We start from the raw sequence: 17093 nt of genomic DNA, 5'->3' as shown, positions 1-17093 counted from the left end.
CCGGTTTCCTGAACCGGTTAAAAAGTCTCCCAAGAATGGGAGACTTTTGTTATGGTCCATTACACCTTTTTTCATCTTGCTCCGGGTAGCAAGATGAAAAGTGGATGTAAATAATATGTTTTATTTATAACAATAAATTAACTGAGAGGTTTTATCATGATTTCTGCGAGCGCCCTGAACTCAGAACTCATTAATAAAATCGCACAGGATTTTGCACAAGCCACCAGTCTGGCTGTTGTGGTTGTCAATATTCACGGTGATGAAATTTCTGAGTTATTTAATTTCACCCCATTTTGTCAGTTGATGCGCCAGCATCCTCAGCACAGCACACGTTGCCGAATGAGCGATCGCTGTGGAGGACTCGAAGCATCAAAATCCGATCAACCCTGTATTTACCGCTGCCATGCCGGACTCACCGATTTCTCGATTCCTTTAGTGATCGCGGGCCACCTGGTTGGGTTTGTTTTGTGCGGGCAGGTTCGTCTAAGCAATGATGTTGGATTAGTTGATATTTTGAACGTCGACGATCGCTGGCAAGCCGATCCGGAACTGGTCAGTGAATTTCGCAATGTTCCTGAAATGGATTACTCAAGAGTCATCGCTTCTGCGGATCTTCTGAAGCTTATCGTCGAAAATTGTCTTAAGAAACAACTGAATTTTGTTGTTATCAAGGACAACCCACAGCAATCAGAGCCGGCAAAAACGAGTCGTAGCCCGACGCCTCATGACAGCAAAATGAAAAAGGCGCTGCGCTACATTGATGCTCATTTATCGGATGAGCTGCGCCTTGAGGATGTGGCTTCTCATGTTTACCTGAGCCCGTACTATTTCAGTAAGCTGTTCAAAAAATATCAGGGTATTGGATTTAATGCCTGGGTAAACCAACAGCGAATGGCCAGTGCTAAAGAGTTGCTATGCCATAGTGACTGGAGCATCGCCAGCATTGCGCGTAATTTAGGCTTTTCACAAACCAGTTATTTTTGCAAAGTATTCCGCCAGACCTATCAGGTTACGCCACAGGCTTTTCGTCAACAAATTAATGTTGCTTCATCTGGCGAGTCGGCATAAATAGCAATAATTTGCTATTGCCGATTTTTGATATCGTATTGTATGTCCGTCATTATAAAATGAAAAATAGAGATAGCAGTCAATAAATTGTCATAGCGCAACAAAGTAATAGCGTTGGAAGGATAAACTGCACCAGTTTTTATTTTTGTGATGAGATACAGTGTCTGGGTGAATGACTTTCTTTATTATTTATTGAAGCTTTCATTTGGAATGTAAGCATAAGAATAAGCTTAATGAAGAGATAACATTGGCTAAGTAAACGCAAGAAAATATTTAAAATGAAATTTTGTCATGAGGTGTGATAATTCATCTCATGGTCCGGAGCTTAATTAGAACAGGCTCCTGAGCTGACAGGTTTGCCACGTTTGTGGTAGGGAAGGGGGTGAGAATCCCCCGCAGCCCCCGCTGCTGTGATGCTGACGACCCCGTATAGACCACTGATCGCAAGATTGGGAAGGACGGGTGAGATTGACGCTAAGCCAGAAGACCTGCCTGTCAGTGACTACCAACAACTTCGGTGGGAAGTGGGTTGCGCAGATGCATACAGTCGAGAGACTGGGTATCTATACACCCCTACCACCCTGAACAGGATCAGGGTATGGCGGCCAATTTTCACGCGTTTGTTCTTGCAGGTACCGGAAGCGGCTGTGGTAAAACTACGGTGACGCTGGGTTTGCTAAGCCTGATGAAAAAACGTGGTTTGCGTGTTCAGCCTTGCAAAGTTGGTCCTGACTACCTTGATACCGCCTGGCATACCGCTGTATGCGGTACGGCTTCCCGTAATCTTGATAGCTTTATGCTCCCCATTCCTACACTCAACGCCTTATTTTGCGATCAGATGCAGCATGCGGATATCGCGGTTATCGAAGGCGTTATGGGATTGTATGACGGCTATGGAACAGATCCTGACTACTGTAGTACCGCCGCAATGGCAAAACAGTTGGGTTGTCCGGTCATCTTGTTGGTTGATGGTAAAGCCGTTTCAACCTCTATTGCCGCGACGGTGATGGGTTTTCAGCATTTTGACCCCTCCTTAAATATTGCCGGTGTAATCGTTAATCGGGTTAACAGCGAAACCCATTACCAGTTACTTAAAGTGGCGATTGAGCGCTACTGTTCAGTGCCTGTTTTAGGCTATGTTCCCCGAGTGGAAGGCGTGGCTCTCCCGGAACGTCATCTTGGATTAGTCACCGCGCGTGAGTCGGTTGTTAATCAGCAGCCATGGCAGGAATTTGCCGCAACGCTTGAGCAAACGCTGGATATCGACGCCCTCCTGACGCTAAGCCAAATAGATACCCAACCTGTTGGCGAGTGGCCCGCACTTCCTGCCGCTGATGCAGGCGCCGGGTTAACGCTTGCCATCGCAGATGATGAAGCATTCAACTTCTACTACCCGGACAACATTACGCTACTGGAACGTGCGGGTATCAACATCGTGCGTTTTAGTCCGTTACACGACAGCCATCTACCTGATTGCCAGATGATTTGGTTGGGCGGCGGATATCCTGAATTGCACGCTGCAACACTTTCAGGCAATACCAGCATGCTGGCGCAACTGCGTTCAGCTCATCAACGCGGCGTGGCGATTTACGCAGAGTGCGGCGGTCTTATGTATCTTGGAAGCTCGCTGGAGGATAGCAACGGCGATATCTGGCCGATGGCGGATATTATTCCAGGTCACAGCAAAATGGGTAAGCGTCTGACCCGCTTTGGCTACTGTGAAGCGCGGGCTGTTGAGCAAACATTGCTGGCGGCACCAGGCGAAGTGCTGCGCGGACATGAATTCCATTATTCCGACTTTACCCCTGAAATTCCAGCTGTGATGGCCTGCCGTAAGGTTCGTGATGGTAAAACATTGCAATCATGGTCTGGTGGCTGGCAAATGGGCAATACTTTCGCCAGCTATCTGCACGTTCATTTTGCTCAGCGTCCTGAAATGCTTAATCACTGGCTGGCGGCGGCAAGGAGTGTGCTATGACACTGCTCGCATGGTGTATTGCCTGGCTTCTTGATTTTTTCATTGGTGACCCGCCGAACTGGCCGCACCCGGTACGCTGGATTGGTAATCTTATTTCAGCCGTTCAGCGAATGATTCGACGTTACTGTCATAGCGACATGATGCTGCGTATTGGTGGCGCAGTAATGTGGATAGTCGTTGTTGGGCTGACCTGGGGCGTGTGCTGGGGCGTACTGACACTGGCTCAGTCAATTCACCCCTGGCTTGGCTGGGGTATTGAAATTTGGATGATCTTTACCGTGCTGGCGGGGCGTTGCCTCGCTGACGCCGCTCGGGATGTTGAGCGTCCACTGCGTGCCAATAATCTTGCTGAAAGCCGTGAAAAACTCTCATGGATTGTGGGCCGTGACACCTCGCAATTACAACCGCAACAGATCAATCGCGCAGTGGTGGAAACCGTTGCTGAAAACACTGTTGACGGCATCATCGCACCGCTGTTCTTCCTTTTTCTTGGTGGCGCCCCGCTGGCGATGGCCTACAAGGCGGTGAATACCCTGGACTCTATGGTCGGTTACAAGCATGAAAAATACCGTGCAATCGGTATGGTCAGCGCGCGTCTGGACGATGTCGCAAACTTTATTCCTGCAAGACTAAGCTGGCTGCTGCTGGGTGTGGCGGCATTCTTATGCCGTAAAGACGGCTCACGCGCATTGCATATTGGCTGGCGCGATCGCTACAACCACAGCAGCCCAAACTGTGCATGGTCGGAAGCAACTGTTGCCGGAGCATTAGGTATTCGTCTGGGTGGTCCTAATGACTACTTTGGCGAGCGTGTTGAGAAACCGTGGATTGGTGATGCACAACGAGATATTTCGGTAGACGACATTTCCCAAACGATTCGATTGATGTGGGTAGCATCGACGCTGGCACTGGCGCTATTTATCGCGCTGCGGTGGCTGCTGGTCGGTGTAGCCTGAGGACAATACTATGCAATATATCCAGCAACCCCAGGCGATTGAGGCCAAAAGTTTCGACATTATTGGTGAGATCATCAGTGAAACCCGTCCGGACTATCAGTTTGCCAGTCCGTTACATGAGGCCATCATTAAGCGGGTTATCCACACCACGGCAGACTTTGACTGGCTGGACATTCTCTGGTTTTCCAGTGATGTGCTGGAGCAGTTTTGCGCCGCGCTACGTCGTCCGAGCGTGATTTACACTGATACCACGATGGCGCTTTCCGGGATTAATAAAACACTGCTGGCAAAATTTGGCGGTGAGTGCCGCTGCTATATCAGCGACCCGCGCGTGGTGCGTGCGGCAAAAGAACAGGGGATCACCCGTTCAATGGCGGCCGTCGATATTGCAGTGAAGGAAGAAGGCGAAAAGCTGTTTGTCTTCGGTAACGCACCGACGGCGCTGTTCCGCCTGCTTGAGCACGATGTTGCCGTCAGTGGCGTGGTCGGCGTACCGGTAGGTTTTGTCGGCGCGGAAGAGTCGAAAGATGCACTGACGCAAAGTAACTTGCCAGCTATTGCCGCCTTAGGCCGCAAAGGGGGGAGCAATGTCGCCGCCGCTATCGTCAACGCTATGCTCTACCACATGCAGGGGGAGCGATGAGCGACCAACCCTTCGATGCTCCGGTATGGCATAACGGAAAAGCACTGCGCAAAGGATACACCACAGGATCTTGTGCGACGGCGGCAGCGAAAGTAGCTGCGCTGATGGTATTGCGTCAGCATTTGATCCATCAGGTTTCAATTGTGACGCCTTCCGGTGTGACGCTATGTCTGAATGTTGAGTCGCCGCACATTGAAGGACAGCAGGCTATTGCCGCCATCCGCAAAGATGGTGGCGATGACGTGGACGCCACGCATGGCATGCTGATTTTCGCCCGTGTAACGTTAGACGATAGCGGAGAAATCCGCTTACAGGGTGGTGAAGGCGTCGGTACGGTGACTCGCAAAGGTATTGGCCTGCCGGTGGGGAGTTCGGCGATTAACCGAACGCCTCGCCAGACGATTGAATCTGCAGTACGTGAGGCTATCGGACCAAATCGCGGAGCGCAAATTGAAATCTTCGCTCCAGAAGGTGAAGAACGGGCGCAAAAAACCTACAACTCGCGTCTTGGTATTCTGGGCGGTATTTCCATCATTGGTACCACCGGTATCGTTACACCGATGTCGGAAGAAAGCTGGAAGCGTTCACTGTCGCTGGAACTCGAAATCAAACGTGCCGCCGGGCTGGATCGCGTCGTGCTGGTGCCGGGCAACCACGGTGAACGTTTCGTCCGCGAACAGATGGGGATCGATACGCAGGTTGTCGTCACCATGAGTAACTTCGTGGGTTACATGATTGAAGAGGCGGTACGCCTTGGGTTCCGACAAATCGTCCTGGTTGGCCATCCTGGTAAGCTCATTAAAATAGCAGCAGGAATTTTCCATACCCATAGCCATATTGCCGATGCCCGTATGGAGACACTTGTTGCCCATCTGGCATTGCTTGGTGCCCCGCTGGAGTTACTGACGCTGGTCAGTGACTGCGATACTACTGAAGCCGCGATGGAGCACATCGACGCATACGGCTTTCAGCATATCTATAACCATCTGGCTAAGCGTATCTGCATGCGCGTTCTGCAAACTTTGCGCTTTACGAAAAATCCCCCGACCTGCGACGCCATTATGTTCTCTTTTGATAACCAGATCCTTGGTAGCAACCGTCCTGTCGCCGAGATTGCGGAGGAGATGCAATGTTAACTGTTGTAGGGATGGGGCCCGCGGGGTTGCATCTGATGACGCCGGCGGCGCGCGATGCGGTCGCAACAGCGGATGTTCTTGTCGGTGGCAAGCGGCATCTGCAGCAGTTCCCGAATTTTACCGGTGAACAGTTTGTCCTCGGGGCCAACATCCCGGAGTTATTGGGCTGGATTAGCGCTCATCAGGACCGACACGTGGTGGTGCTGGCGTCTGGTGATCCTCTGTTTTACGGCATCGGTACCCGGATGGTGGCGCACTTTGGCATCGAAAATGTGCGCATTATTCCCGGTATTAGTGCGGTGCAGTACCTTTGTGCGCAGTCCGGCATTGATATGAACGACATGTGGCTCACCAGTAGCCACGGTCGCAACGTTTGTTTCGATGAGCTGGCTCGACATAACAAAGTGGCAATGGTCACGGATGCCCTGTGCGGCCCGCGTGAAATCGCCCATCAACTGATTGCACGGGGTAAGGGACATCGCTGGATGGTGATTGGCGAAAACCTGGCGATGGAAAATGAGCGTATCCACTGCCTGCCTCTCAGTGAAATTAATGCCGACTATGACATGAATGCAGTGGTGATCCTCGATGAAAGATGAGCTTTTTCTGCGTGGAGGGAAAGTGCCGATGACCAAAGAAGCGGTACGCGCACTTGCCCTCTCAAAACTTGAATTACACCGTGCCAGTCACCTGATTGATATTGGTGCAGGAACCGGCAGTGTATCAATCGAAGCGGCGTTGCAATATCCGTCGCTGCGCGTCACGGCTATCGAGCGTAACCCTGATGCGTTAAGGCTTCTGGACGAAAATCGCCAGCATTTTGCCTGCGGGAATATCGACATTTTTCCCGGTATCGCGCCGATGACCATCACCGAAAAAGCCGATGCCATCTTTATGGGCGGCAGCGGTGGTCATCTGACCGATCTGATTGACTGGTCGATGCGTCAACTGCATCCGGCAGGACGGTTGGTGATGACGTTCATCCTTCAGGAAAACCTGAATACCGCCCTGGCTCATCTGGACCATCTCGGCGTACAGAGGGTGGATTGCCTGCAAATGCAGGTTTCATCTCTGACTGTGCTCGGTAGTGGTCACTATTTCAAACCGAATAATCCCGTTTTTGTTATCGCCTGTCAGAAGGAAGGAAACCATGTCTGAGATTTTTGATCCCCGTAGTGTGTGGTTTGTTGGCGCTGGTCCTGGCGATCGTGAGCTGATCACCCTTAAAGGTTACCGCTTGCTGCAACAGGCGCAGGTGGTTATCTACGCCGGGTCGCTGATTAACACTGAACTGCTGGATTATTGCCCGGCAGGTGCTGAGTGCCATGACAGCGCGGAACTGCATCTGGAGCAGATCCTCGACCTGATGGAAGCCGGAGTGAAGGCAGGAAAAACCGTAGTACGCCTGCAAACTGGTGATGTCTCGTTGTATGGCTCTGTGCGTGAGCAGGGCGAAGAGCTGACCAAACGTGGGATTGACTGGCAGGTTGTACCGGGTGTCAGCGCATTCCTCGGTGCAGCGGCCGAACTTGGTGTCGAGTACACCGTACCTGAAGTTTCACAGAGTCTGATTATTACCCGCCTGGAGGGCCGCACGCCGGTACCAGAACGTGAACAGCTGGAGTCGTTTGCCAGCCACCAGACGTCCATGGCGATTTATCTTTCTGTCCAGCGTATTCACCGGGTTGCTGAACGTCTGGTTGAAGGCGGTTACCCGGCGACCACACCAGTGGCAGTCATCTACAAAGCGACCTGGCCAGAAAGCCAGACCGTGCGCGGCACCCTGGCTGATATCGGCGACAAAGTACGCGATGCAGGGATCCGCAAAACGGCGCTCATTCTGGTCGGTAATTTCCTGGGCTCGGAGTACCACTACTCCAAACTCTATGCGGCGGACTTTAGCCATGAATACCGTAAAGCCTGAATCTATTGCACTGTTTTGCCTGACACCGGGCGGCGTGACGCTTGCGAAGCGTCTGGCGGCGATGCTGCCGGTAACCTGTTTCACCAGTGAAAAGTTGCTGGAGGAGGGATTTCTTCCGTTCGAAAACGGTTTTGCCAATGCTGCGCGCGACGCTTTTGCGAACTACTCAGCGCTGATTTTTATTGGTGCGACCGGTATTGCGGTACGCGTACTGGCCCCGCTGGTAAACGACAAGTTCTGCGATCCGGCGGTCGTGGTGATTGATGAGCGTGCCCAGCATGTTATCAGCCTGCTCTCAGGTCATGCGGGGGGCGCTAATGCCCTTGCGCGTTATCTGGCGGGAATGCTGGGGGCTGATCCGGTGATTACGACCGCGACGGATGTGAATGATATGGCGGCTCTGGACACGCTTGCGTTCCAGTTGAATGCGCGAATGACCGATTTCCGCTCAGTGGTAAAAATTGTCAACCAGATGCTGGTTAGCAACAAACGGGTGGGGCTGTGGTGGGATGATGAACTGGCACAGGACGTCAGCCATTGTGATCGCCGTGGTTTTATCACCGTAACCGATCTCACGCAATTACCGGAACTGGATGCGTTAATTTGCATCACTCTGCGCACCGATTTACCAGAAATGCCCATCCCGCACTGGAAGCTGGTGCCACAGCGGGTGGTGGCTGGAATTGGTTGTCGCCGTGATACGCCATTTCCGTTGTTAGCCGAGTTGCTTGCCCGTCAACTTGAAGCCCAGCGGCTCGATCCGCTGGCGTTAAAAGCGATTGGCAGCATCACGCTGAAAAAAGATGAACAGGGACTTATCCAACTGGCCTCCTGCTGTCGCGTACCTTTCGAAACCTTTACTGCTGACGCGCTGCGTGAGCATGAACACCGTTTTCCTGCTTCGTCGTTTGTTCGCAAAACGGTCGGCACGGGAAGTGTTTCCGGTCCTGCAGCCTGGCTACTGAGTCATGGACAACTGTTAGGCGAGACCCTGCGTGAACAGGGCGTCACTATTACTTTGGGAGTTTCACACTGATGTTAACCGTAATTGGAATTGGCCCTGGCTCGCAGGCAATGATGACCATGGAAGCCGTTGAAGCACTGCAGGCGGCAGAAATTATTGTTGGCTATAAAACATACACCCATTTGGTAAAAGCCTTCACTGGTGATAAGCAGGTGATCAAAACCGGTATGTGCAAAGAGATTGAACGCTGCCAGGCGGCAATTGAACTGGCGCAGGCTGGGCACAACGTGGCGTTGATCAGCAGTGGCGACGCCGGGATTTATGGCATGGCCGGGTTGGTACTCGAACTGGTCAGCAAGCAGAAGCTGGATGTTGAGGTCAAGCTGGTTCCAGGGATGACGGCCAGTATTGCTGCGGCATCTTTGCTGGGCGCACCGTTGATGCACGACTTTTGCCATATCAGTCTCAGCGATCTGTTAACACCATGGCCGGTGATTGAAAAACGCATTGTTGCCGCAGGTGAAGCTGACTTCGTTATCTGTTTCTACAACCCGCGCAGCCGCGGCCGTGAAGGGCACCTGGCGCGTGCTTTTGAACTGCTTTCGACCAGTAAAAGCGCGCAAACGCCGGTGGGGATCGTGAAGTCGGCGGGGCGTAAAAAACAGGAGAAATGGCTGACCACGCTGGGTGAAATGGACTTTGAACCGGTTGATATGACCAGTCTGGTGATTGTTGGTAATAAAACGACCTATGTTCAGGATGGCCTGATGATCACGCCACGGGGTTATGTGCTGTGAATTACGGAGATGTACTGGTCATGGGTGGCACCAGCGATGCACGCATGCTGTGCCAGCAACTCGATGCAGCAAACGTGGCTTATACCCTGTCGGTTGCAACACCGACAGGGAAACAGCTGGCGGGCGACATCAAAGGTCAGGTGCGCTGTGGACGCCTGGAGCGGGAGCAGATGATTGCCTGGCTGCAAGAAAATGGTACGCGCTGGGTGATCGATGCTTCACATCCTTATGCCGAAGTGGTGAGCCGTAACATCATGAGCGCATGTGAAGCGGCAGGCGTACTGCTAAGCCGCTATCAGCGCCCTGAGCAACTGAGTGATTTAACGCACCCGCATTTGTACACCGTGCAGAGTATTCAACAAGCCTGCGATGTAGCGCGACGCTTCGGTGAGCGCGTACTGCTGACGACCGGTAGTAAAGATCTGGCTATCTGGCGTACGGGATTGCCGGATAAAACGCTGCTGGCTCGCGTACTGCCGGTACCTGAGGTTATCCAGCAATGTGCGGATTTGGGCTTTGGCGTGGGTGAAATTTTCGCACTGTGCGGTCCTTTTAGCGCCGAGTTTAATGCTGCGTTCTACCGCCAGTGTCTGGCTGATGTGGTTATCACTAAAGCATCGGGTGCGGAAGGCGGTTATCAGGAAAAAGTACAACCTTGTCTGGATGCCGGTATCCCCTGCATCGTGATTACACGTCCGGCACCTTTGGTGACGGGAGAAGAGTTACTGGAAAGTCAGGCCGCATTTGGGGCGCGTTTAGCGCGCTGGCTGGCCGCTGCTTAAGGAGTAAGAGATGAAGAAAGCGCTTCTGGTGGTCAGCTTTGGCACCAGCTACCACGACACCTGTGAGAAAAATATTGTGGCCTGTGAGCGTGATCTTGCAGCCAGTTGCCCTGACCGCGATCTGTTTCGGGCGTTTACCTCCGGGATGATCATCCGCAAGCTCAAACAGCGTGATGGCATCGATATCGACACGCCGCTGCAGGCACTGCAAAAGCTGGCGGAGCAGGGCTATCAGGATGTGGCTATTCAGTCGCTGCACATCATCAACGGTGACGAATACGAAAAAATTGTCCGTGAAGTTCAGAGCATGCGCCCGCTGTTTTCGCGCCTGACGCTGGGTGTACCGCTACTGAGTAGCCACGATGATTACGCGCAGTTGATGCTGGCGCTGCAACAACAGATGCCGCCGCTTAAAGAGAGTGAAAAAGTGGTGTTTATGGGACACGGAGCTAGTCACCATGCGTTTGCCGCCTACGCCTGTCTCGATCACATGATGACGGCGCAGCGTTTTCCGGCCCGTGTAGGGGCAGTGGAGAGCTATCCGGAAGTGGAAGTGATTATTGAAAGTTTGCGTCAGGAAGGTGTAACGGCGGTGCATCTGATGCCGCTGATGTTAGTTGCTGGCGACCACGCCATCAATGATATGGCTTCCGATGAAGATGACTCGTGGAAGACGTTATTCAACGCTGCGGGAATTCCGGCCACGCCGTGGTTAAGTGGTTTGGGTGAGAACCCGGCGGTACGTGCCATGTTCGTGGCACATTTACAGCAGGCGCTGAACGTGGCGCTGGAGGAAGCAGCATGAGCGGTAAATTGTATGCACTAAGCACCGGACCAGGTGCTTCCGATCTGATCACCGTGCGTGCAGCGCGCACTCTTGGCGCACTGGATATTCTCTATGCGCCAGCCGGGCGTAAAGGTGGGGATAGCCTGGCGCTGTCGATCGTGCGTGAATACATTGGTGAACAGACTGAAGTGCGCTGCTGCCATTTTCCTATGAGTGCTGACAGCTCGGAAAAAGAAGCCGTCTGGGACGAGGTCGCTGCCGCGTTGGTACAGGAAGTGAATGCCGGTAAGCAGGTAGGTTTTATCACCCTCGGCGACGCCATGCTGTTTAGTACCTGGGTCTTTTTACTCCAGCGGATTGGCTGCCCTGACTGGTTAGAGATCGTCCCTGGTGTGACTTCTTTTGCCGCTATTGCCGCTCGCTCAAAAACACCGCTTGCTATGGAGCAGCAGTCGCTGGCAGTTGTCTCCTGTACCGCACCGGAAACAGAAATCCAGCAGGCGTTAAAGCAACATGACAGTCTGGTACTGATGAAAGTGTATGGTCGTTTTGCGCGCATCAAGGCATTGCTACAACAAGAGGGTCTGCTGGACTGCGCGTTAATGATGTCAGAAGCCACGCTGCCGGGTGAGCAGTGCTGGCGTCATCTCAATGAAGTGAGTGACGATCAGCCGCTGCCTTATTTCTCGACCATTCTGGTCAACAAACAGTGGGAGTATGCACAATGAAGCTTGAACAACAGCTAAAACAGCTGTCTTTCAGCGGGTTGGCCGCGGCGCTATTACTGATGATTGTCCCTGAAAAAGCGTTCGCGATGCACATTATGGAAGGTTTTTTACCGCCGATGTGGGCGCTGGCCTGGTGGCTGCTGTTTTTACCTTGTCTGTGGTATGGACTGGTACGCCTGCGTCAAATCGTGCAGGAAGATAACCACCAGAAAGTTCTGTTGGCACTGTGTGGGGCGTTTATTTTCGTTCTGTCGGCGCTAAAAATTCCTTCTGTGACAGGCAGTTGCTCGCATCCGACTGGGGTCGGTCTGGCCGTTATTCTGTTTGGGCCGGGCGTCGTGGCGATTCTTGGTGCGATCGTCTTGTTATTCCAGGCGTTGCTGCTGGCTCATGGCGGTTTGACAACGCTGGGCGCGAACGGCATGTCGATGGCGGTTATTGGCCCGGTAGTGGGTTACATGGTGTGGAAGATGGCCTGTCGCGCGGGGTTCCGTCGTGATGTCTGCGTCTTCCTGTGCGCTATGCTGGCGGATCTTGTGACCTATTTTGTTACCTCGGTCCAGTTGGGTGTCGCCTTCCCGGATCCGGGGGCAGGCGCGATGGGGTCAATTATCAAATTTATGGGGATTTTCTGTCTGACGCAGATCCCAATTGCTATCGCGGAAGGCTTGCTGACCGTGATGATCTACGACCAGTTAACCAAACGTCAGTTGATTACGGCACAAGGACATTAACGATGAAAAAGACGCTGATTCTGTTAGGGATGGTGGTGGCGCTGGTGATCCTGCCGTTCTTTATTAACCACGGCGGAGAATACGGTGGCTCGGATGGCGAAGCAGAAAGCCAGATTCAGGCTATCGCCCCTCATTATGAGCCATGGTTCCAGCCGTTGTATGAACCCGCCAGCGGAGAGATTGAAAGCCTGCTGTTTACGCTTCAGGGATCTCTTGGTGCAGCGGTCATTTTCTACATTCTGGGTTACACCAAGGGCAGACAACGTCGTGATGACCGGGCTTGACAGGCTTAGCTACCAGAGCCGCTGGTTTCATGTCTCACCACAGCGGAAATTCCTGCTCTGGCTGCTGATGATGATCCTGGCCTTTACTCTGCCCCCGATGGGGCAGGGTATTGAGCTGTTACTTATTGCCGCTCTGAGTTGCTGGTTGCTGCGCATTTCTTTCTGGCGCTGGTGCCGCTGGATGGCATTGCCCTTTGGGTTTCTGGTAGTTGGTGTTGTGACGATTTTATTTAGCGTCAGTCGCGATCCGCAGACCTTACTGGCCAGCCTTCCGGTGGGGAGCTACTGGCTGGGGATCACCTCCTCGGGCTTACATACCGCCAATGAGACGTTCTGGCGTAGTCTGGCGGCACTGGCGGCAACATTCTGGCTGGTGCTTAACTTGCCATTTCCGCAGTTAATCATTCTGCTCAAACGTGCGCATGTTCCACGACTGCTCACTGAACAGATCCTGCTGACCTGGCGCTTTATTTTTATTCTGTTAGACGAAGCGCTCGCCATTCATCGCGCACAAACGCTGCGTTTTGGTTATCGTAGTTTGCCGTTGAGCTATCGTTCGCTGGCGATGCTGGTGGGATTGTTGTTTACGCGCGTGTTGATCCGCTATCAACAAATGACCACCACACTGGATATCAAACTGTATCAGGGTGATTTTCACCTGTAAGGAAAAGTATGCTTGCCACCTCAGCGCTTTGGTTTCGCTATCAGGATGACCCCATCCTTAAAGGGCTAACGCTGGACTTTTCTCCGCATGCTGTCACCGGACTGGTGGGAGCGAACGGCTGCGGGAAATCTACGCTGTTTATGAATCTGAGTGGTTTACTACGTCCGCAGCAGGGGGCGGTGATGTGGCAAGGAAAACCGCTGGATTACAGCAAGCGTGGTCTGCTGGCGCTGCGCCAGCAGGTGGCAACCGTATTTCAGGATCCCGATCAGCAAATCTTTTATACCGACATTGACAGTGACATCGCATTCAGTTTGCGCAATCTGGGTGTGGATGAGGCTGAAACTGCCCGACGGGTTGACGATGCATTGACGCTGGTAGATGCGCAACATTTCCGCCATCAGCCCATTCAATGCTTAAGCCACGGGCAAAAGAAACGTGTTGCGATTGCAGGGGCGCTGGTGTTGCAGGCGCAGTATCTGTTACTGGATGAACCCACTGCGGGCCTTGATCCATCGGGTCGTGCGCAGATGATTGAGATTATTAAACGCATTGTGGCGCAAGGAAATCATGTGGTCATTTCCAGTCATGATATCGATCTTATTTATGAAGTTAGCGATGCAGTTTACGTTTTACGCCGAGGGGAAGTGCTGACGCACGGCACACCGGGTGAGGTATTTGCCCGCACGGATCTTATTGAACAAGCAGGATTAACTCAGCCCTGGCTGGTGAAGCTGCATACACAGTTAGGCTTCCCGCTGTGTAAAACAGAGGCTGAATTTTTTAGCTGTATGCGAGAGAACGCACTGAAGGAGGCGTCATGACGCAGGCAATAATGTTGCAGGGAACGGCATCTGATGTGGGCAAAAGCGTACTGGTTGCCGGACTGTGTCGTATTTTTCACCAGGATGGATTGCGGACTGCACCGTTTAAATCGCAGAACATGGCGCTTAACTCTGGAATAACCCCAGAGGGTAAAGAGATGGGGCGCGCGCAAATTTTTCAGGCGGAAGCCGCAGGGATCACACCGGATGTGCGTATGAATCCGGTGCTGCTTAAACCGACCAGTGACCGTAAAGCCCAGGTCGTGTTAATGGGCAAAGTCGCCACCGATATGGATGCGGTGAGTTACCACGAATACAAACCGCGCCTGCGGGAACAGATTATTTCGGTTTATAACAGCCTGGCTCAGGAGTTTGATGTGCTGGTGCTGGAAGGGGCGGGAAGCCCGGCTGAGATTAACCTACGCGATCGCGATATCGTCAATATGGGCATGGCGGAAATGGCGCAGTGTCCGGTTGTTCTGGTTGCCGATATCGATCGTGGTGGGGTGTTTGCCTCAATTTACGGTACGTTGGCGCTGCTGCACGACCACGAACGCGCCAGAGTAAAAGGCGTAATCATCAATAAATTTCGTGGTGATGTGGCGTTGCTCTATTCCGGTATTGAACAAATTGAAGCGCTGACCGGCGTTCCAGTGCTCGGCGTGATGCCGTGGCTGGATGTTGATCTGGAAGATGAGGATGGTGTCGCGTTGCAAAAAGGCAAATATTTGCGCACCGATAAACGAGATATAGAGATTGCTGTCGTTCAACTACCACATATTTCCAACTTTACTGATTTCAACGCACTGGCGGCACAACCGGACGTTCGCGTTCGCTATGTGCGTCACCCGGAGGAACTGGCGGGTGTTAACCTGGTGATCCTGCCCGGCAGTAAAAATACGTTGGGCGATCTGGTCTGGCTGCGTGAAAGTGGTATGGCGCACGGCGTGTTGCAACTACATCGCCAGCACGTTCCGGTGGTGGGCATTTGCGGTGGTTACCAGATGCTCGGCGATACCATCATTGATGAGGTGGAGTCAGGACTCGGTACGCTGCCGGGGCTGGGGTTGCTCAATACCGTAACCCATTTTGCCCAGAACAAAACAACGACCCTGGTTGAGGGGCAGATGTCCTCCTCTTTGCCTGACTGGCTGGCGGACGCGGCGGGCTTATCCGTTCGCGGTTATGAAATTCATATGGGTGAAACGGAATTAACCACGCAATGCCAGTCGGTGATGACGTTGCACAAAGACGGCGGTAATGTGGCTGATGGCGCGGTAACCCCCGATGGTCTGGCGTTTGGCACCTATCTTCATGGTCTGTTCGACAGCGATGAATTCACTCGTGCGCTGGTTAATGGTCTGCGTGTACGGAAAGGGTTAGCGCCGCTGGATTCCACCTTCCATTACGCGCAATATAAATCGCAGCAGTTTGATCTGCTGGCGGATGCGATGCGGCAACACATCGATATTGAGAAAATTTATACCATCATGCAGCAACATCGGGAGCCAGTATGATGATTCTGGTTACCGGCGGAGCACGCAGCGGCAAAAGTCGGCATGCTGAGGCGCTAATTGCTGATTCTCCGAACGTGCTGTACATCGCGACTTCACAGATTTTTGATGACGAGATGGCTGCACGAATTCAGCATCATCGCGATGGTCGTCCCGCGCACTGGCGTACCGCTGAGCGTTGGCAACATCTTGATGAGCTGATAACGGCGACGAACGATCCACAAGAGGCGATTTTACTGGAGTGCATCACCACGATGGTGACCAATCTGCTCTTTTCACTGGGCGGTGATAGCGATCCCGACAGCTGGGATTACGCGGCAATGGAGACATCTATTGAGGCAGAGATGCATATGCTGATCGAAGCTTGTCAGCGTTGTCCGGCAAAAATCGTTCTGGTTACCAACGAAGTGGGGATGGGGATTGTTCCGGAGAATCGTCTGGCGCGGCATTTTCGTGATATTGCCGGACGAGTTAACCAGCGCCTGGCAGCGGCGGCGGATGAGGTCTGGCTGGTGGTATCTGGAATTGGAGTCAAAATTAAATGAGTAAGTTGTTCTGGGCAATGCTCTCTTTTATCAGTCGCTTGCCTGTTCCGACACGGTGGTCGCAAGGACTCGATTTCGAACAGTATTCGCGCGGAATCGTCATGTTTCCCCTTATCGGCGTAGTGCTAGGGGGACTCTCTGGTCTGGTGTTTATGGCGTTGCAACCCTGGTGCGGTATTCCACTGGCCGCACTGTTTAGCGTGCTGGCTCTGGCGCTGCTGACCGGTGGTTTTCATCTTGATGGCCTGGCGGACACCTGTGACGGCATTTTTTCTGCTCGTCGGCGCGAACGCATGCTGGAAATCATGCGTGACAGTCGCCTGGGGACGCACGGTGGGCTGGCGCTGATTTTCGTTCTGCTGGCTAAAGTGCTGGTGGTGAGCGAACTGGCTTTGCGCGGAACACCGATGCTCGCGGCACTGGCGGCGGCCTGTGTGGCGGGGCGGGGAACCGCTGTTCTGCTGATGTACCGGCATCGTTATGCCCGAGAAGAGGGGCTGGGAAACGTCTTTATTGGCAAAGTAACCGGACGACAAACCTGCGTAACGTTGGGGTTTGCGGCAATCCTTGCCGCAGTACTGCTTCCTGGCATGCGTGGCGTGGCGGCTCTGGTCGTCACGATGGTGGCAATTTTCATTCTTGGGCAATTACTGAAACGCACGTTGGGTGGACAAACCGGCGATACGCTGGGTGCGGCCATCGAACTTGGCGAGCTGATCTTCTTGCTGGCTCTGCTTTGAGTCAGCCTACACATTGAGAACCCTT

20 protein-coding genes and 1 riboswitch are annotated in these 17093 nt (G+C 52.9%); all 20 genes read left to right on the top strand.

What is annotated here, in order from left to right:
- The first annotated feature begins 156 nt into the window (after positions 1-156).
- The 20 genes from pocR to cobS all read left to right on the top strand — a co-directional run bounded on the left by pocR (position 157) and on the right by cobS (position 17068).
- Positions 157-1068 (top strand): transcriptional regulator PocR, encoded by a 912-nt coding sequence (pocR, locus tag AACS05_RS14310; RefSeq protein WP_045444480.1) that lies wholly within the window; start codon positions 157-159, stop codon positions 1066-1068.
- Positions 1069-1403: 335 nt separating this feature from the next.
- Positions 1404-1578, top strand: a riboswitch (cobalamin riboswitch).
- A gap of 88 nt (positions 1579-1666) precedes the next feature.
- A complete protein-coding gene (locus AACS05_RS14305) occupies positions 1667-3046 on the top strand; it encodes a cobyrinate a,c-diamide synthase (RefSeq protein ID WP_045444476.1) in 1380 nt (459 codons plus the stop codon).
- Positions 3043-4002: an adenosylcobinamide-phosphate synthase CbiB gene (cbiB, locus tag AACS05_RS14300; RefSeq protein ID WP_045444473.1), complete on the top strand. Its 960-nt coding sequence runs from the start codon at positions 3043-3045 to the stop codon at positions 4000-4002. Before AACS05_RS14305 ends, cbiB begins: the two co-directional genes overlap by 4 nt.
- Before the next feature lie 10 nt (positions 4003-4012).
- Positions 4013-4645, top strand: a complete 633-nt coding sequence (locus tag AACS05_RS14295; RefSeq protein WP_045444470.1) for a cobalt-precorrin-8 methylmutase — start codon at positions 4013-4015, stop codon at positions 4643-4645.
- Positions 4642-5781, top strand: a complete 1140-nt coding sequence (gene cbiD, locus AACS05_RS14290) for a cobalt-precorrin-5B (C(1))-methyltransferase CbiD (RefSeq protein WP_045444467.1) — start codon at positions 4642-4644, stop codon at positions 5779-5781. The genes AACS05_RS14295 and cbiD overlap by 4 nt, the downstream gene beginning before the upstream one ends.
- Positions 5775-6380 (top strand): cobalt-precorrin-7 (C(5))-methyltransferase, encoded by a 606-nt coding sequence (locus AACS05_RS14285; RefSeq protein WP_045444455.1) that lies wholly within the window; start codon positions 5775-5777, stop codon positions 6378-6380. The genes cbiD and AACS05_RS14285 overlap by 7 nt, the downstream gene beginning before the upstream one ends.
- Entirely contained in the window at positions 6370-6939 is a 570-nt protein-coding gene (locus AACS05_RS14280; RefSeq protein WP_045444452.1) for a decarboxylating cobalt-precorrin-6B (C(15))-methyltransferase, read from the top strand. Before AACS05_RS14285 ends, AACS05_RS14280 begins: the two co-directional genes overlap by 11 nt.
- Complete coding sequence (locus AACS05_RS14275; RefSeq protein ID WP_045444449.1) at positions 6932-7705, top strand: cobalt-precorrin-4 methyltransferase; 774 nt, start codon at positions 6932-6934, stop codon at positions 7703-7705. The genes AACS05_RS14280 and AACS05_RS14275 overlap by 8 nt, the downstream gene beginning before the upstream one ends.
- On the top strand, positions 7686-8741 hold the full coding sequence (cbiG, locus tag AACS05_RS14270) for a cobalt-precorrin 5A hydrolase (protein ID WP_045444441.1): 1056 nt from the start codon (positions 7686-7688) through the stop codon (positions 8739-8741). Before AACS05_RS14275 ends, cbiG begins: the two co-directional genes overlap by 20 nt.
- Positions 8741-9466, top strand: coding sequence for a precorrin-3B C(17)-methyltransferase (locus AACS05_RS14265; protein ID WP_045444439.1), 726 nt, complete (start codon positions 8741-8743; stop codon positions 9464-9466). The genes cbiG and AACS05_RS14265 overlap by 1 nt, the downstream gene beginning before the upstream one ends.
- A complete protein-coding gene (locus AACS05_RS14260; RefSeq protein ID WP_045444437.1) occupies positions 9463-10248 on the top strand; it encodes a cobalt-precorrin-6A reductase in 786 nt (261 codons plus the stop codon). The genes AACS05_RS14265 and AACS05_RS14260 overlap by 4 nt, the downstream gene beginning before the upstream one ends.
- A 10-nt stretch (positions 10249-10258) precedes the next feature.
- On the top strand, positions 10259-11053 hold the full coding sequence (gene cbiK, locus AACS05_RS14255; RefSeq protein WP_045444434.1) for a sirohydrochlorin cobaltochelatase: 795 nt from the start codon (positions 10259-10261) through the stop codon (positions 11051-11053).
- Positions 11050-11763, top strand: a complete 714-nt coding sequence (locus tag AACS05_RS14250; protein ID WP_045444430.1) for a cobalt-factor II C(20)-methyltransferase — start codon at positions 11050-11052, stop codon at positions 11761-11763. Before cbiK ends, AACS05_RS14250 begins: the two co-directional genes overlap by 4 nt.
- Positions 11760-12497, top strand: coding sequence for a cobalt ECF transporter S component CbiM (gene cbiM / locus AACS05_RS14245; protein ID WP_045444427.1), 738 nt, complete (start codon positions 11760-11762; stop codon positions 12495-12497). Before AACS05_RS14250 ends, cbiM begins: the two co-directional genes overlap by 4 nt.
- Positions 12498-12499: 2 nt before the next feature.
- Positions 12500-12781 (top strand): energy-coupling factor ABC transporter substrate-binding protein, encoded by a 282-nt coding sequence (locus tag AACS05_RS14240; RefSeq protein ID WP_006683999.1) that lies wholly within the window; start codon positions 12500-12502, stop codon positions 12779-12781.
- On the top strand, positions 12768-13445 hold the full coding sequence (locus AACS05_RS14235) for an energy-coupling factor ABC transporter transmembrane protein (RefSeq protein ID WP_045444423.1): 678 nt from the start codon (positions 12768-12770) through the stop codon (positions 13443-13445). Before AACS05_RS14240 ends, AACS05_RS14235 begins: the two co-directional genes overlap by 14 nt.
- A gap of 8 nt (positions 13446-13453) precedes the next feature.
- On the top strand, positions 13454-14269 hold the full coding sequence (locus tag AACS05_RS14230; RefSeq protein ID WP_045444420.1) for an energy-coupling factor ABC transporter ATP-binding protein: 816 nt from the start codon (positions 13454-13456) through the stop codon (positions 14267-14269).
- Entirely contained in the window at positions 14266-15786 is a 1521-nt protein-coding gene (locus AACS05_RS14225; protein WP_045444417.1) for a cobyric acid synthase, read from the top strand. Before AACS05_RS14230 ends, AACS05_RS14225 begins: the two co-directional genes overlap by 4 nt.
- On the top strand, positions 15783-16328 hold the full coding sequence (cobU, locus tag AACS05_RS14220; protein ID WP_045444412.1) for a bifunctional adenosylcobinamide kinase/adenosylcobinamide-phosphate guanylyltransferase: 546 nt from the start codon (positions 15783-15785) through the stop codon (positions 16326-16328). The genes AACS05_RS14225 and cobU overlap by 4 nt, the downstream gene beginning before the upstream one ends.
- Positions 16325-17068, top strand: a complete 744-nt coding sequence (cobS, locus tag AACS05_RS14215; RefSeq protein ID WP_045444409.1) for an adenosylcobinamide-GDP ribazoletransferase — start codon at positions 16325-16327, stop codon at positions 17066-17068. Before cobU ends, cobS begins: the two co-directional genes overlap by 4 nt.
- Positions 17069-17093: the final 25 nt, after the last annotated feature.

This window comes from Citrobacter sp. S-77 (assembly GCF_963864895.1).
GTDB classification, from domain to species: Bacteria; Pseudomonadota; Gammaproteobacteria; order Enterobacterales; family Enterobacteriaceae; genus Citrobacter; species Citrobacter murliniae.
Note: the sequence above shows the minus strand (reverse complement) of the source record. Positions and strands in the feature narration are given on the sequence as shown.

Coding starts and splice junctions, on each gene's coding strand:
- pocR (WP_045444480.1), top strand. CDS start 157: ATGATTTCTGCGAGCGCCCTGAACTCAGAACTCATTAATAAAATCGCA.
- AACS05_RS14305 (WP_045444476.1), top strand. CDS start 1,667: ATGGCGGCCAATTTTCACGCGTTTGTTCTTGCAGGTACCGGAAGCGGC.
- cbiB (WP_045444473.1), top strand. CDS start 3,043: ATGACACTGCTCGCATGGTGTATTGCCTGGCTTCTTGATTTTTTCATT.
- AACS05_RS14295 (WP_045444470.1), top strand. CDS start 4,013: ATGCAATATATCCAGCAACCCCAGGCGATTGAGGCCAAAAGTTTCGAC.
- cbiD (WP_045444467.1), top strand. CDS start 4,642: ATGAGCGACCAACCCTTCGATGCTCCGGTATGGCATAACGGAAAAGCA.
- AACS05_RS14285 (WP_045444455.1), top strand. CDS start 5,775: ATGTTAACTGTTGTAGGGATGGGGCCCGCGGGGTTGCATCTGATGACG.
- AACS05_RS14280 (WP_045444452.1), top strand. CDS start 6,370: ATGAAAGATGAGCTTTTTCTGCGTGGAGGGAAAGTGCCGATGACCAAA.
- AACS05_RS14275 (WP_045444449.1), top strand. CDS start 6,932: ATGTCTGAGATTTTTGATCCCCGTAGTGTGTGGTTTGTTGGCGCTGGT.
- cbiG (WP_045444441.1), top strand. CDS start 7,686: ATGAATACCGTAAAGCCTGAATCTATTGCACTGTTTTGCCTGACACCG.
- AACS05_RS14265 (WP_045444439.1), top strand. CDS start 8,741: ATGTTAACCGTAATTGGAATTGGCCCTGGCTCGCAGGCAATGATGACC.
- cbiK (WP_045444434.1), top strand. CDS start 10,259: ATGAAGAAAGCGCTTCTGGTGGTCAGCTTTGGCACCAGCTACCACGAC.
- AACS05_RS14250 (WP_045444430.1), top strand. CDS start 11,050: ATGAGCGGTAAATTGTATGCACTAAGCACCGGACCAGGTGCTTCCGAT.
- cbiM (WP_045444427.1), top strand. CDS start 11,760: ATGAAGCTTGAACAACAGCTAAAACAGCTGTCTTTCAGCGGGTTGGCC.
- AACS05_RS14240 (WP_006683999.1), top strand. CDS start 12,500: ATGAAAAAGACGCTGATTCTGTTAGGGATGGTGGTGGCGCTGGTGATC.
- AACS05_RS14235 (WP_045444423.1), top strand. CDS start 12,768: ATGACCGGGCTTGACAGGCTTAGCTACCAGAGCCGCTGGTTTCATGTC.
- AACS05_RS14230 (WP_045444420.1), top strand. CDS start 13,454: ATGCTTGCCACCTCAGCGCTTTGGTTTCGCTATCAGGATGACCCCATC.
- AACS05_RS14225 (WP_045444417.1), top strand. CDS start 14,266: ATGACGCAGGCAATAATGTTGCAGGGAACGGCATCTGATGTGGGCAAA.
- cobU (WP_045444412.1), top strand. CDS start 15,783: ATGATGATTCTGGTTACCGGCGGAGCACGCAGCGGCAAAAGTCGGCAT.
- cobS (WP_045444409.1), top strand. CDS start 16,325: ATGAGTAAGTTGTTCTGGGCAATGCTCTCTTTTATCAGTCGCTTGCCT.